We start from the raw sequence: 13,658 nt of genomic DNA, 5'->3' as shown, positions 1-13,658 counted from the left end.
CATACAGGGCCCATGTCTGTAGCGCAAAGCAGATAATGCGTATTTTTGCAGTATGAAACGTATCCTACTAACAGGCGGTGCGGGCTTTATTGGCTCTCACCTGGTTCGGCTGCTAGTCAATAAGTATCCAAACTACCACATCTACAACCTGGATGCCCTTACCTATGCGGGCAACCTGGAGAACCTGCGCGATGTGGAGCAGGCACCCAACTACACCTTCTGTAAGGCCGATATTACCGATGCGGATGCGATTCGCAGCCTGCTGGAGACCTACGAGATCGATACCATCCTGAACCTGGCGGCCGAGAGCCATGTAGACCGCAGCATACTAGACCCCCTGGCGTTTGTGAAAACCAACGTGCTGGGCACGGTTACCCTGCTGAATGAAGCCCGCCAATACTGGCAGGGCCGCACGGATGTGCTTTTCTACCACATCAGTACCGACGAAGTGTATGGTAGCCTGGGCGCCGAGGGCTTCTTTACCGAAACCACCCCCTACGACCCCCGTAGCCCCTACAGCGCCAGCAAGGCCAGTAGCGACCACTTTGTACGGGCCTATGGCCATACCTACGGGCTGCCGGTGCGCCTGAGCAACTGTAGCAACAACTATGGCCCCTATCAGTTTCCCGAAAAACTGATCCCCCTCATGATCCACCACATACGCGAGGGGAAACCCCTGCCTGTGTATGGCAAGGGCGAAAACATACGCGACTGGCTGTGGGTGGGTGACCACTGCGAGGCCATAGACCTGATCCTGCACCAGGGCAAGAACCTGGAAACCTATAACATAGGTGGCCACAATGAATGGAAGAACCTGGACCTGGTGCACCTGCTGTGCGACCAGATGGATGAAAAACTGGGCAAGCCTGCCGGAACAGGCCGACAGCTGATCCGCTTTGTTACAGACCGGCCCGGGCACGACCTACGCTATGCCATAGATGCCGGAAAGATAGCGCAAGAACTGGGCTGGACACCAAAAATACAGTTCCCCGAAGGGCTGAGCCGAACCATAGACTGGTACCTGGAAAATGAGGCCTGGGTAAAGCACATTGTGGAGGGTACCTACCGCCAGTACTATGCGCGCCAGTATGCCAGCCGCAGCTAGCCGCTTTGCCCGCCCGGTAGTATACGGTGCCGGGTACCCCAGGGCCCAGGCTGCCCAGCTACTGCCGTGCATCTACCCGTTTAGCTAGAAATCAATACTACCTTGGGCTGGACACTGCTCTCCATCCTGCTCTCCAGCTTGCTGGTCATCTTGTTTCGGGTGCTCAGGCGCTACCGGGTCCATGTGTTGCAGACCGTAGTTTTCAACTACTGGGTGTGTGTGCTTATTGGCCTCGCCATCACCCCAGGCTATTGGGCCTGGGCTGCCCGGCTACCGGCGGGTGCCTGGGGGCTGGCTGTGCTACAGGGGGGCCTTTTTCTGGGTAGCTTTTTCCTGATTGGCTATGCCAGTACGCGGGTGGGCCTGGCCTACGCAGGCATGCTGAGCAAGATGAGCGTCATCCTGCCCACGCTCGCATCCTTCCTCTTCTTCGGCGATGCCATGCCCTGGACCCGCTGGCTGGGTGTGGGCCTCGCCTTTGTAGCGGTATACCTGCTGCACCTGCCCTACCTGCGTGCAGGACAGCTGGAAGCGAAGCACGTGCTGCTGCTTAGCCTGCTTCTGCTGATTGGCACAGGCCTGGCAGATACGAACCTAAAGGTGTTTGACTACTATTATGGCCAGCAGGTGCCCGAGTTTGTGTTTACCATCACCCTCTTTGGGGTGGCGGCGGTGCTGGGTAGCCTGGTGCTGCTCATCCGCTGGGGCCTGGGCCTGGGTAGCCCCCAGCTGCGAAACGTCCTGAGTGGCCTTGTGCTGGGGGTGCCCAACTACTTTAGCATCATTGTGCTGCTGCTAGCCCTGCGCCAGGTAGCAGGTACGCTCTTTTTCCCCCTCAACAATGTGGGGCAGCTGCTTATCATTAGCCTTGCAGGCATTGTCCTTTTTCGCGAGCACTACCCACCCCTTAGCTGGCTGGGGCTAGGCCTGGCTATGGTGGCCATCCTCTTGGTTAGCCTTGCCTAGGCGTGGGTGCATCCCGCTGGTACAAGTAAAGGATGACAGGTGCGGGGTACAGAGCCGATACCCTGCGTAGACCTGGTGCCGGGGGTATTTGGAAGAAATCTACCGGCCTAGCTGTTCGGCCTGTTCGATGAGCGCGGGGGCTATCTGCTGCATATAGGCGAATGCTGCCTGTTCCTCATTCGGAATCTCGCCCTCCAGGATTGCCTCTCGTATGGCATTTTTGATAAGGCCTACGGCGGGGCCCGGCTTTAGCTGATAGGCTTGAATAATCTGCTCGCCGGTAATGGGGGGTTGCCAGTTTCGCAGCCGGTCGTTCTCCAGCACCTCCATGATGCGTTCTTCTACCTTCCGAAAATTGCGCTGGTATCGGTTTTTTCGGTTCTCGTCTCGGGTGGTGATGTCGGCCCGGCAGAGCAGCATCAGGTCAGCCAGGTCTTCGCCGGCATCTACCACCAGCCGGCGCATGGCGGCATCGGTTACTTGCTCATTCACCAGGGCAATGGGCCGCTGGTGCAGCTGCACCATGTTTCGCACATAGCGCATGGCTTCGCCCTGGGGCAGCTTTAGCCGCCGGAAGATGTGGGGCACCATGCGTGCGCCTTTGTCTTCGTGCCCATGGAAGGTCCAGCCCGTGCCGGGTTCGAAGCGCTTGGTCAGGGGCTTGGCTATGTCGTGCAGCAGGGCTGCCCAGCGCAGCCACAGCTTCGGGCTTAGGGCCGCCAGGTTATCTACCACCTTCAGGGTATGGTGAAAGTTGTCTTTGTGCCGTTGCCCGGCTACCTCTTCCACCCCCTTCATGGCCTCCAGCTCGGGCAGGATGTAGGGTAGTAGCCCGGTTTTTTCCAGGTGGTATAGCCCTATGCTGGGCTTGTCGCATAGCAGGATTTTGTTTACCTCATCGGTAATGCGTTCCTGGCTGAGGATCTGGATGCGCTCGCGCTGCTGATAAATGGCCTTATAGGCTTCCGGCTCTATGTAATAGCCCAGGCGACAGGCAAAGCGGATGGCACGCAGCATGCGCAGTGGGTCGTCTGAGAAGGTAAGGTTGGGATCCCGGGGTGTACGGATAATCCCTTCCGCCAGGTCTCGGAGCCCGTCAAAAGGGTCGACCAGCTGCCCATAGTTTGGCTCGTTCAGGCTCAGGCTGAGTGTGTTGATGGTAAAATCCCTACGCAGCTGGTCATCCTCCAGCGTTCCGTCTTCCACTATAGGCTTGCGGCTGTCTTTCCGATAGCTTTCCCTGCGTGCGCCTACAAACTCCAGTTCATAGTCCTCTACCACCACCAGGGCAGTGCCAAAGTTGTCATAGGTTGCCAGCTTAGTGTGCGTCAGGGCTTCGGCCACTTTTTGGGCAAGCTGCACGCCGCTGCCCAGGGTTACAAAGTCGATGTCTTTTACCGCTTTTCCCAGCACGAAGTCTCGCACATAGCCACCAACCACGTACACGGGCTGGCCCAGTGCCTGGGCACAATTACTCACAACACGAAATAGCGGATGTGTGAGCGCCTCCGGGTAGGCCTGCTTACGCTCCCTCATCCGGCAAAGATACTATTTGAACTGGACTCGTGTGGCACCCTGGCCGAATCGCCCCGAGCTGTCTAGCTGATACGTCCTTACATCGGTGCGTTCTTTCAGCCGTTTCCATATTTCGGCCCGCAGCACCCCCTGGCCTACGCCATGTATCAGGATTATGCCCTTGCAGCCCTGCGCCTGTGCATCCTCCACGGCTTGCTCATATGCCCTTAGCTGTAGCCCCAGGGCATCCAGCACATCCAGCTGGGTTTCGGTAAGGGCCTCCAGGTGCAGGTCCACCTCTGCAAATGCAGGCGGGAGCGCCGTAGGCCTGGGTGTGGGCAGGTCTGCGGGCTTTGGCTGGGGTAGGCCGGTGGGTATATAGGCCTCGGGTACCAGGGTCCAGTCCGTTTGCTGCTTGTGGCTTTTGGCCAGCTTATAGGTATAGCGTGCTGGGGGCGGGGGCATGCCCTGCGTGCTGAGCAGCACGGCATCCACGGTCAGCTTTGCCGCATTTAGGGCCTGCACGGGCAGCGGCTGTGTGCCGGCCGGGGCCAGGCGTATGGCCATGGGCTCGGGCAGGTACGCATATCCCTCCAGGGTATAGCCCAGCCCGTTGTACAGCCCTAGCTTGTCATCCTGCTGTACCAGCACAAGTGTAGGCGGATAGTCGGGCTGGCCCACGGCTTTCTCTGCTCGTAGGCCAAGGGCTTCAGCTAGCAGTTCATCCTGGTGGAACTCCATCTCCAGCCCATCCACCTCCACCAGGTAGCGATTGGGTGGAACGAAGGATCGTACCACACCCCTGGCAGCTTCGTGCAGCAGCATCACCGCTGTTCCCGGCGGCAGTATGCGCTGCATCAGGCACCCGCTTTGCGGCTGCCCAGCTCTTGGTCGAACAGGAAGAGGGCACTGGTATTGTCGCCTATCATCTCCAGTTTTCGGATAAGCTGGTGCAGGGTGCTTTCTTCCTCCACCTGCTCAGTTACAAACCACTCGAAGAAGGTGTAGGTCGCAAAGTCTTTCTGCTTCTGGGCTTGGTCTACAATGTTGTAGATGGAGGCTGTAACCCGCTCTTCCAGCTTCAGGGCCAGGCGGAATACATCCAGGTAACCGCCAAATTTTTGCTCGGGTGCCTTCAGGTCTCCCAGGGCAAACTTGCCGCCTACGGCATGCAGGTAGTCAAACTGCTTCATGGCATGGCCATTCTCCTCCTGGCTTTGCAGCAGAAAGAAATTGCCTATCCCTACCAGCTCTTCGTCTATGAAGTGGCTGGCTATACACAGGTATTGATTAGCAGAGTGCAGCTCCAGGTTTATCTGGTCATTCAGCAGCTTTTGTATTTCAGATGAGATAGGCATGGGTTTCGGGTTTTGGATTCGTCGTATAAGTATAACAGCTTTTGTAGTAGGGCTGTTAGATGTAGGTGAAATTTAGAATGAGGCTAAATAAGCGGTGTTTTCTACTCAAATAAAAAGGGGGACTACTTCGTCCCCCTTTTTATTTAACACAAGCAGGTGAAATGAAAACTAGCGCACCACTTGCACTTTTTGCGTGATTACATTCCCGTCGTGGAACATCTGTACGTAGTAGGATCCTGCTGCGTAGTCGCTGGTGTTCAGGTCGTAGTTGTAGCTGCCGGCTGGCTGGTTGGGCAGGTTTACCTCCGTCACGGTCTGCAGCTGGTTATTCATTACGCGTATGGTAACACCGCCGGTGTAGGCCAGTTCGTACTTCAGGTTCAGCTTGGTATGCGCGGGGTTGGGGTAGGGGCTATACAGGGCGAAGGATCCCTGGCCAATTGCCTTGCGCTCGGTGCGCGATACCGGGGGATCATACTCATACACCAGGTAGAGCGCAATGTTCGTATTCAAAAAGTTATAGGGGAAGGTAGCGTTAACACCTCCGCCTACTTGAAGGGTTGGGATCCGGATAGGTACGCCTGACAATGCACCATTCGACTCTCTAAGTTGGTAGGCGCTCCGGAAGTCGGCACCGCAAACCATGGTATCGTTTATTAGGGGATTGGGCGGATTTCTTAGCAAAAGTAGCTGTGCCTCCAGTAGGCCTGGTGCCAGCGTGTCGTCCATAGTGCCGGCAGTGCTGTCTACTTGTACATATACCCAAAAGCTATCGGGTACCTGTATGGGGTTATCCAGCAGGATACGGTGCTGCTCGTTCTGGATCAACAGCAGGTCATCCACCGTAAAGTTTACTTGGCCATATACTTGGTTTAGATTTATACCCCGAGAGGCGGGTAGATTTATCTGATTTGAGGTGCTGGGGATAGTTTGGGAGACAGCGGCGAACTGTCCACCTACTCCGTAGAAGCGGATGTAGAGCGGATCGGGGGTTCCTACCTTTACGGCCCGATAGTTTGCCACGCCTCCGAGCGATGGAAAGATGATTTCTTTCACAAAGGCCTGGTCTACAGTCGAATTTTTGAGGGCATTTGCATTAATGAAGGAGTTGTTAAAGTTCTGCAGGCTGTAAAAGCCACTCACGTAGGCACCACCTGCCGTAACACTGCCCCCGGTTCCGGCTGCATAGCCTCTTTGGGTAGTTGGGTACTGAACCCGTGCAACCCCCAGCAGGGTTTCCAGGTTTACAGCGTTGTCGTTAATCCGCTGCCGGCAGAGCTTGAACGCAACGGAGTCTGTAACCTCAAAAGTGGCCTGGGTTTTGTTGAGGGCAGCGGCCTGGGTGTATGCCTCTGCTGGCCGCTGGGGATACACGTCCAGCACTTTCACTGAGATAGGAAGCTCATTTTGTGCGAATAAATGCCCCCCTGCTAATAGACAAGCTAGAAATAGAATTCTTTTCATGGGATGAGTTAATTTTTTCTTAACCGTAAATCTACAAGAATTTTTTTTCTCTTTTGTGAAGATCTGATGAAGTTTAATTTGCGATGCTGAGCTGGCTAGCCAGGGTGCCCTGTGTGGTCTCCAGCACATAGGTGTATAGGCCACAGGGCAGCATGCTCAGGTCTACATACTGCGTGTTGAGTCCCTGCTGTGCAGGCATGTTTTGTATCTGCCTTATTGTGCGCCCTTGCGGGTCCAGTATGCGCAGGCTAGCCTGGCCCGGCCGGGCCAGTGCGTATTTTAAGGTGGTGCCTGCCACGGTGGGGTTGTGGGGTAGTGTGCATACAGGTCCAGGCCGACAGCACTCAGCCTGTAGGCCCCTTCGCGGCTCACTGCGGGCTGAGACAGGATGGGCACCATAACTGGGCCTGTAAAGTCTTTCGTGTCGTTGTAAAACGTCCGGTAGAAGCGCCAGCCATACAGGTTCCGCAGGGTAGTGGGGAAGGTGGGGATGTTGTAGGTGCTCTGCCGGAGAATCAGGCCCACAAAGTCGGTGGCACTATCCGGGTCGCACAGGTTTCGGGCACGCACAAAGGCTAGCCCCACGGTATCGTCTGCATAGGTGCCGGTACTTGTGTTGAAGCTGAGAATGGAAGCCGAGATCATGAACCTTCCATTCAAGACCAGATAGGGCTGGTCAAAGTCTACCCGGCTTCCTTCATCGTATACATCCAGCACGTCGGGCTCCCAGTTTTCATTCAGCACCTGCAGCTCGGCCCGCTCGTCGTGGTTGATAAAAGTGCGTGCAGCAGGGGTGATTTGATAAGAACCGGGGCCAGACTCTGCCACGTCGTAGAGCGTAACCGGAAAGTCCTGAGCTGTAGTCCCCACTTTTTCCGAACTGTCCGTATAGGCAATGTACACCCCCGTAACATAGGCCGTAGGGAATCCATCCGGCTCAAACTTCTGGTGAAAAATCATGCCATACTCGGCAAATACCCCGATGGAGTCGGCCTCATCGGGCAGGCTTTGGTTAAGATTTACCCGCTCAGGGCCTCAGCGCTCAATAAAGGCACCACTACTACAGGCGCGTAGGAAGATACTATTATATAAGGTATCCACCAGCACCTCACTTGCTGCGCTTTTCTGTAGGCCTACGGCTTGGCCTGGGGCGGTGGTGGCTGCACTGTATGCCGTGTCTCGGGTGGTGGGCCTGGGTGCGTCTGCCTGCAGCAGCAGCGACTGGCCCCATGCGGCGGGCTGGATGGCCAGGCTAGCCAATAACATAAAAAGCCAGGCAAGCAGGCAGGTAGTGGGGTAGGGTTTTCTCATGACGACGCTATTTTTTGCGTTAATTTAGGCATATTCGGCCTATGTACAGGTGTTTATACGGCTTAGCCGGGAATGGGCATGGGACTTTCGGGCTTGTTGTTTCCCGCTTTGTCCGCCCATTCGTTTTCTTGTGCCTGTTTGGGCTGACGCAGTGTGCCGTAGAGGCCCCACTGGCCGACAGCCTACAGCAGGTGCTGCGCAAAACGACGGGTACTGCACTGGATCAGTATCCCATTGGCAGCCGGATAGACCAGGTTCCGGTGGGAGCGAGCCACGATAGCTTGGGTTACTACTGGCAGCAGAAGGTGCAGCGAGACCTGAGCTGGCGTTTTTCGGTATTTACCCTGCCTATCGGCAGCGATCGCTGTAGTGCCACCCTGCTACAGCTGCATACAGACCAATCGTACTACGCCCAGCAGCTTTTTGACCAGCTGGGCCAGCTGCTGCGGCTGCGGCTGGGCACGCCCAGCGCAGCTACCTTTGAGCAGCTGCTGTGGCGGGCCGAGCCGCAGGCGGGCGGCGGAGGCACCGCGCGGCCCGTGCTGTACGCACTGCGGCTGCACCCCGCCGCCCAGACTGTGAGCCTTAGTAGCTGGCAGGCCCCAGCCGGTCTAGCCGCGCCCTGAGCCAGAAGTCGGCCAGCACCAGTGCGCACATGCTTTCCACTATCGCTACGGCCCGGGGCAGCACGCAGGGGTCGTGGCGGCCCCGGCCCGCCACGCTAGCCGGTTGCCCGGCGGTGTTCACCGTAGGTTGCTCCTGCATCAGGGTGGCAATGGGCTTGAAGCCAAGCTTGAAGTAGATGGGTTCTCCGTTGCTGATGCCACCCTGGATGCCGCCGCTCTGGTTGGTGTGGGTTCGTATCCGCCCTGCCTCTTGGTAGTAGTGGTCGTTGTGCTGGCTGCCCCGCATGTGGGTGCCGGCAAAGCCGCTGCCGTACTCAAAGCCCTTGGCCGCATGGATGCCCATGAGGGCATGGGCCAGGGCCGCGTGAAGCTTGTCAAACACGGGTTCGCCCAGGCCCGTAGGCACTCCCTCTATGCGCCCCGCTACGATGCCGCCAATGGTGTCGCCCTCCTTTCGCACCTGGCGGATGAGGGCCTCCATTTCAGCGGCGGTGGTGGCATCGGGGCAGCGCACGGGGTTGGCCTCTATGGCGGCGGGGTCTGGCAGGGCGTTCAGCTCGGGCATGGCTATGCTGCCCACGCTGTGTACCCAGGCAGCTAGCCGTATACCGGTGTGCTGCTGCAGGAGCAGCCTAGCCACCGCCCCGGCGGCCACACGCGCTGCTGTTTCGCGCGCACTGCTGCGCCCGCCGCCCCGGTGGTCTCGGTGGCCATACTTGGCCTGGTAGGTATAGTCGGCATGGCTGGGGCGGTAGGTGTCTTTCAGGTGGTCGTAGTCCTGGCTCTTCGGGTCCTGGTTGGCTATATGCAGGGCAATGGGGGTGCCGGTGGTGATGCCACCGTATACGCCCGACAGGATCTCTACCCGGTCGTCCTCCTTGCGCTGGGTAACGATGGCACTCTGGCCCGGGCGGCGGCGGTCTAGCTCGGCCTGGATAAACGATTCATCTATGTGCAGGCCGGCCGGGCAGCCGTCTATGACGACCCCGATGCCCCGCCCATGGCTCTCGCCATAGGTGGTGATGCGAAACTGGCGGCCAAAGGTGTTGTAGCTCATGGTATAGGGGTGTACCTTACAGGGGTATATTGCCGTGCTTGCGGCGGGGGGGCTGCACCGCCTTGTTCTCCAGCATCTCAAAGGCCACGATCAGTTTGGCTCGGGTGTCTTCGGGCAGGATCACCTCATCGATAAAGCCCCGGTTGGCCGCGCGGTAGGGGTTGGCAAACTTGCGGGTGTACTCTTCTACTTTTTCGGCCAGTTTGGCTTCGGGCTCTTCGGCTTCGGCTATCTCTTTGCGGAAGATAATCTCCGCCGCCCCCTTGGCCCCCATTACGGCTATCTCTGCCGTAGGCCAGGCATAGTTCAGGTCGGCACCTATGTGCTTGCTGTTCATCACATCATAGGCTCCGCCGTAGGCCTTGCGCGTAATAACGGTTATGCGGGGCACCGTGGCCTCGCTGAAGGCATACAGCAGCTTGGCCCCGTTGGTTATGATGCCGTTCCACTCCTGGTCTGTGCCTGGCAGGAAGCCCGGTACGTCCTCAAACACCAGCAGGGGGATGTTGAAACAGTCGCAGAAGCGCACAAAGCGTGCACCCTTTCGGCTACAGTTTATGTCCAGCACGCCAGCCAGCACCGCAGGCTGGTTTGCCACAATGCCGATGGGGCGGCCATCCAGGCGGGCAAAGCCCACTACCAGGTTTTCGGCAAAGTCTTTGTGTATCTCGTAGAAGGAACCCTCGTCTGCCACCAGCCGGATGGCATCCTTTATGTCATAGGGCTGGTTTGGGTTTTGGGGCACCAGGCTGTTCAGCTCGGGCACCTTGGCGCTTGGGTCCTGGCTACAGGCATAGCGGGGTGGCAGGCTCTCGCAGTTCTGGGGCATGTAGCTTAGCAGCCGCTTCAGCTGGCGTATGGCATCCACATCGTCGGTAGCGGTCAGGTGGGTTACCCCACTCTTTGTGCTGTGGGCGCTGGCCCCGCCCAGTTCCTCGCTGCTTACGTCCTCGTGGGTTACGGTTTTCACCACATTCGGGCCGGTTACAAACATGTAGCTGCTGTCTTCCACCATCAGCGTAAAGTCTGTAATGGCGGGGCTATACACGGCCCCACCCGCACAGGGCCCCATAATGGCGGATATCTGCGGGATGATGCCACTGGCGCGGGTGTTTCGGAAGAAAATGTCGGCATAGCCGCCCAGGCTTACCACCCCCTCCTGTATGCGTGCGCCGCCGCTGTCGTTCAGGCCCAGCACAGGCGCGCCGTTTTGTAGCGCCAGGTCCATGATTTTGCAGATCTTCTCGGCATGTGTTTCGCTCAGCGAGCCACCAAATACCGTAAAATCCTGGCTAAACACATACACCAGTCGGCCATTTACCTTGCCATAGCCGGTTACTACCCCGTCGCCCAGATACTTCTGCTTTTCCAGCCCAAACTCGCTGCTGCGGTGGGTTACCAGCATGCCTATTTCCTGGAACGTTCCGGGGTCCATCAGCAGCTCCACCCGTTCGCGGGCGGTCAGCTTGCCTTTTTCGTGCTGGGCTTTTATGCGGGCTTCGCCGCCGCCCAGTAGGGCTTCGGCCTGCTTGGCGTGCAGCTTCTCAGTGGGGGGAAGCGCCTTTTTAGGTAAGGTTTTGGCTTCAGACATTGGTGGGGGTATTTTATGGAGCAGTGTTTGGGCCCCTGGGGAAATGTACACGAAGAAACATGCCAACTCCCCAGGCTCGCGATACAGTGCCCCAAGATACTAAAGCCCTTCCCATCTCAAGCCTACCGGGCGCGAGATGGCGGATAAAATTGCCTATACGCAGCGGCCAAGGTTGCTGCCCATACGTATGCGGCCAGGCGTTGGGCAGGGCTGACTTGGGGGTTGATTGCCCGCAGGCAGTCTTATTTCTACTCCTTGTGAAAGGAGTGGGCCGCTTCTAGCGAACCCTGCCTGAGGCGAACAACGTACAGGCCTGAGGCTAGCCCGGCAAGTGGGATCTGCTGATCTGCCACCTGGCCCTGCTGCACCGTTTGCCCAAATGCATTGACCAGCCTATAGTGCACGGTGCCAGGTGTGGAGAGTTGCAGTTTTAGTTCGGTATGGGCGGGATTGGGGTACAGGCGCACTGGTAAGACGTGGCCGGGCGCGGTGCGGGCAACGGTGGTGCCCGTGTCGCACACACAGGCGTTGCCCTCGCATTTACAGGCCTCGCAGCCACAGCTGGTACAGGGTTCGCTGCAGTTTTCTGCCGGAGGCGGTGGCAGGCTACAGCGGCTAAACTGGCTAAAGTAGTCCAGCAGCTCTTCGCTCCCATTTATATCTCTATTCGTAAAGCCCAGCAAATTTTGCTGGCCAACAAATACCCCGGGCCAGGTATGCCCCCCGCCTATAATCTTGTAGAGCTTAACATGGGCATTGCAGGCGCAGCCTGTATACGCTATTATCTTTACGCTGGAGTTATCTACCACTGCAGATTCGGGCACAAATACAGTATCCAGCTTAGTCTGGCACTGGTTATGCTCTACCCAGAACTGTACTACCTCTTCGGTGGGTGCCGCGTCTTGTGTTAGTTCGTTTCGCATGGCCCCGCCCTCGTAGGGCATTTCGGGGTCGGCAGTACCGTTTAAAAATGCCATCGGCACGGGCTTGGAGGGTTGACAGAGGGCAAAGTTGTCTACCCCCTGCGCTGCGCCCAGGCTGGCCATAGCCGCAAAGCGCTCGGGTGCCTGGCAGGCCATACGCTGCACCATAAAGCCTCCATTCGAAAAGCCACACAGATACACCCGGTTGGTGTCTATGTTATACTGCTCCTTCAGGCTGTCTACCAGGTTTAGCAGGAAGCCTACGTCATCTATACCTGCCTGGTCGGCGTTGGTGTTTCGTCCGTCGGCCCAGGTGTAGCCGTTTCCTAGCGGTGAGACCACGGTGGCATAGCCCTGCGGCCAGGCTACCAGATAGCCTTTGGTATTGGCCCAGGGGTTAAGCCGGCTGAAACCTTGCGCATTTACCATGTTCCCGCTGCCACCGTGCAGGCTGATAACCAGCGGGTAGGCTACCGTTCCGTCGTAGCTGTCGGGTTCGTACATAATAAACTTTCTGAACTTGCCATCGTGTACAATGCTATCCCGGTTGCAGCTCACAATAAAGCTCGGTGTGCAGGTCTGTGCAAGGCCCTGGGTGGTAGAAAAAAGCAGAAACAGAAAGAACAGAGGCTGAACAGGACCAGCTGTACTAAGGAAAAAATAGTTGGGCTTCATTTTTGTGTCCTGATTGGTATTATTCCGGGCGTAGCGTAAGATTCGGTCCGCTAATATTTAGAATATTATATTTTTTTATCCTCAATAGGATACCTACAAAGTTACAAAAAATTGCTTTTCCGGCCTAAGACAGTAATAGAATCTCCAGCCCACTACTTTTGAACCAACTTTGCTACTGCCAGATTTTTTGTGATCTGACGGCGGCTTTATTCCGCAGAAAACAGCATCTGGCTAACTACCCAAGCCGTCTTGCCCACACTTAGTACAGGGCCATGCACTACGCTACCCGAACTGAGGGAACTTGCAAAGCGGGAAATAGTGGAAGCGTGGCATGGTTTATTTCGCCCTACGCTTCGCTAGCTAGTAGGTAAAAATTACCTGCTCTTCGGGCACGCGTATGCGGGGGCCATACAGTCCCTCGGGTTTGCCCTTGCCCACTGCCAGCACCCAGCTCACCTCGCAGCCGCGCAGGCCCAGTACTTTCTTTATGCGGGCGGTATCCAGACCCTCCATGGGCAGCGAGTCGTATCCCGCAGCCGCTATCGACAGCATCAGCGTCTGCCCGGCCAGTGCCAGGCTCTTGTGCCCCATGATGCGCAAATCGGCCTTGAGGGTTTGTCGGAAGGTGGGCTTGAAAAGTCCCTGAAAGCTGAAAAAGGGTTTTAGTAGGTACCCCTTTAGTCCGAAGAAATCCTGCCAATATAGCAGAGGCATCAGCTTTTCATAGTAGGCAAAGCGCTCCTTTCGCTTGGATGGGGGGGTATTTGCCGGTAGGTTCTGCTTCAGGTATTCTAGCATAAAGCGCGTATGGGCTTTATACTTGCTACGCCGATATACCAGCACAATCAGGTCGGGTGCCGACACCGCACCCGGCTGGCTCATGCAAGCCTCGGCTATCTTGGCTTTCAGCTCAGGTGTGCGCACCCAGTGGAACTCCCAGGTTTGCATATTGCTGCTGTTTGCACTCAGGGTGGCCTCGTGCAGGGCCTTCCTCAGCAGTACTTCGGGCATAGGCTCTGGCTCAAACAGCCGGCATGAGCGCCTACGCTCCACAATCCTTGCGAAAG

General features: G+C 57.1%; 14 protein-coding genes. 3 read left to right on the top strand and 11 right to left on the bottom strand.

The annotated features are described in order from the left end of the window. The first annotated feature begins 52 nt into the window (after positions 1 to 52). Together rfbB and LW884_05890 are read left to right on the top strand one after the other, a co-directional pair. Entirely contained in the window at positions 53 to 1,105 is a 1,053-nt protein-coding gene (gene rfbB / locus LW884_05895; GenBank protein ID MCE3007866.1) for a dTDP-glucose 4,6-dehydratase, read from the top strand. A gap of 102 nt (positions 1,106 to 1,207) precedes the next feature. Then, positions 1,208 to 2,071, top strand: coding sequence for a hypothetical protein (locus tag LW884_05890; GenBank protein ID MCE3007865.1), 864 nt, complete (start codon positions 1,208 to 1,210; stop codon positions 2,069 to 2,071). Between the two features lie 99 nt (positions 2,072 to 2,170). On the opposite strand, the gene LW884_05885 is transcribed toward LW884_05890, so the two are convergent. From LW884_05885 to LW884_05855, 7 genes are all read right to left on the bottom strand, one after another. Then, complete coding sequence (locus LW884_05885) at positions 2,171 to 3,607, bottom strand: CCA tRNA nucleotidyltransferase (protein ID MCE3007864.1); 1,437 nt, start codon at positions 3,605 to 3,607, stop codon at positions 2,171 to 2,173. Positions 3,608 to 3,619: 12 nt separating this feature from the next. After that, on the bottom strand, positions 3,620 to 4,444 hold the full coding sequence (locus LW884_05880; GenBank protein MCE3007863.1) for a Smr/MutS family protein: 825 nt from the start codon (positions 4,442 to 4,444) through the stop codon (positions 3,620 to 3,622). Further along, positions 4,444 to 4,944 (bottom strand): ferritin, encoded by a 501-nt coding sequence (locus tag LW884_05875; GenBank protein ID MCE3007862.1) that lies wholly within the window; start codon positions 4,942 to 4,944, stop codon positions 4,444 to 4,446. Before LW884_05875 ends, LW884_05880 begins: the two co-directional genes overlap by 1 nt. Before the next feature lie 168 nt (positions 4,945 to 5,112). Then, positions 5,113 to 6,333, bottom strand: coding sequence for a T9SS type A sorting domain-containing protein (locus LW884_05870; protein ID MCE3007861.1), 1,221 nt, complete (start codon positions 6,331 to 6,333; stop codon positions 5,113 to 5,115). Between the two features lie 148 nt (positions 6,334 to 6,481). Further along, positions 6,482 to 6,706, bottom strand: a complete 225-nt coding sequence (locus tag LW884_05865) for a T9SS type A sorting domain-containing protein (protein ID MCE3007860.1) — start codon at positions 6,704 to 6,706, stop codon at positions 6,482 to 6,484. Then, a complete protein-coding gene (locus tag LW884_05860) occupies positions 6,688 to 7,368 on the bottom strand; it encodes a hypothetical protein (protein ID MCE3007859.1) in 681 nt (226 codons plus the stop codon). Before LW884_05860 ends, LW884_05865 begins: the two co-directional genes overlap by 19 nt. A 75-nt stretch (positions 7,369 to 7,443) precedes the next feature. Next, positions 7,444 to 7,719 (bottom strand): hypothetical protein, encoded by a 276-nt coding sequence (locus tag LW884_05855; GenBank protein MCE3007858.1) that lies wholly within the window; start codon positions 7,717 to 7,719, stop codon positions 7,444 to 7,446. 128 nt (positions 7,720 to 7,847) lie between these two features. On the opposite strand from LW884_05855, the gene LW884_05850 reads away from it, so the two are divergent. Next, entirely contained in the window at positions 7,848 to 8,345 is a 498-nt protein-coding gene (locus tag LW884_05850) for a hypothetical protein (protein ID MCE3007857.1), read from the top strand. Here LW884_05850 and aroC read toward each other — a convergent pair. The 4 genes from aroC to LW884_05830 form a co-directional block, all read right to left on the bottom strand. Further along, the gene (gene aroC / locus LW884_05845; GenBank protein MCE3007856.1) at positions 8,305 to 9,402 is read right to left on the bottom strand and encodes a chorismate synthase; all 1,098 of its coding nucleotides are present in this window, start codon (positions 9,400 to 9,402) and stop codon (positions 8,305 to 8,307) included. The two genes, LW884_05850 and aroC, sit on opposite strands and share 41 nt — an antisense overlap. Positions 9,403 to 9,418: 16 nt before the next feature. Continuing rightward, positions 9,419 to 10,993 (bottom strand): acyl-CoA carboxylase subunit beta, encoded by a 1,575-nt coding sequence (locus LW884_05840; protein ID MCE3007855.1) that lies wholly within the window; start codon positions 10,991 to 10,993, stop codon positions 9,419 to 9,421. Positions 10,994 to 11,241: 248 nt separating this feature from the next. Continuing rightward, on the bottom strand, positions 11,242 to 12,420 hold the full coding sequence (locus LW884_05835; protein ID MCE3007854.1) for a prolyl oligopeptidase family serine peptidase: 1,179 nt from the start codon (positions 12,418 to 12,420) through the stop codon (positions 11,242 to 11,244). Positions 12,421 to 12,951: 531 nt separating this feature from the next. Continuing rightward, positions 12,952 to 13,602: a nitroreductase family protein gene (locus LW884_05830; GenBank protein MCE3007853.1), complete on the bottom strand. Its 651-nt coding sequence runs from the start codon at positions 13,600 to 13,602 to the stop codon at positions 12,952 to 12,954. Between the last annotated feature and the right edge of the window lie 56 nt (positions 13,603 to 13,658).

This window comes from Bacteroidota bacterium (genome assembly GCA_021300195.1).
GTDB lineage: Bacteria > Bacteroidota > Bacteroidia > J057 > JAJTIE01 > JAJTIE01.
This window is presented reverse-complemented; position numbering and strand designations above follow the sequence as displayed.